1 pseudogene is annotated in these 1,014 nt (G+C 72.9%); it reads left to right on the top strand.

Annotated elements, in window-relative coordinates:
• Positions 1–193: 193 nt before the first annotated feature.
• Positions 194–1,014, top strand: a pseudogene (locus tag ABTY15_RS39770) (hypothetical protein); the annotation flags it as partial.

The following is a 1,014-nucleotide window of genomic DNA, read 5'->3' as shown; positions in this document are numbered from 1 at the left end:
CGGCAACGTCGGCATCTGGCGCCCCTCCACCGCCCAGTTCCACCTCCGCAACGACGACGGCAGCAACACCGTCCTCGACTGGGGCCAGCCCAGGTGATCCCACCCCCGGGGGCACGGCAGCACGCCGTGCCCCCGGGCCCACACCCGACGATCAGTCAACGACCGGACCGCCGAACGGAACAGGACACCGCCCGTGACCCGCGCCCCGCGCCGCCACCTCGCCGCCCTCGCCGCCAGCACCGCGCTGGCCGCCACCCTGCTCACCGCGGCCCCCGCCGCCCAGGCCAACCAGATCACCCCCTTCAACCCCGCCCTGGTGCCCCTCGCCGCCGACTACTCCTGCGGATCGGTCAGCGGCAGCGACAGCGCCATCGCCGGTCAGCTCAGCTCCGCCCTGACCGGCACCCTGCACAACTACCTGACCGCCTACCGGGTCTCCTGCGCCCGGGCGATCGTCAACGCCGTCCAGGCCCGCGGCCTGCCCCAGCGGGCCGCCGTCATCGCGGTGACCACCTCCATCGTCGAGACCACCCTGCGCAACATGCCCGCCGGCGACCTCGACAGCGTCGGGCTCTTCCAGCAGCGCGCCAGCTGGGGCTCCTTCTCCCAGCGGATGGACCCGACCTGGGCCACCAACGCCTTCCTCAACGAGATGCTCACGGTGAGCAACTGGCAGACCCGGTCGATCGGCGACGTCTGCCAGGCCGTCCAGCGCTCGGCCTTCCCGTCCCGCTACCAGCCGGAGGCGGCCGACGCCGAACGGATCGTCAACGCCCTCTTCGGCGCCTCCTTCGGCAACGGTGACGTCCCGGTGGCGGGGAACTGGGACGGCGGTCCGGCCGGCAACGTCGGCGTCTTCCGCCCCTCCACCGGCGAGTTCCACCTCCGCAACGACGACGGCAGCATCACCAAGATCGCCTGGGGTCAGGCCGGCGACCTCCCCGTCTCCGCCAACTGGGACGGCCAGGGCCCCGACAACCTCGGCATCTGGCGCCCCTCCACCGGCGAGTTCCA

Source organism: Kitasatospora sp. NPDC097643 (genome assembly GCF_040302625.1).
Lineage (GTDB): Bacteria > Actinomycetota > Actinomycetes > Streptomycetales > Streptomycetaceae > Kitasatospora.
This window is presented reverse-complemented; position numbering and strand designations above follow the sequence as displayed.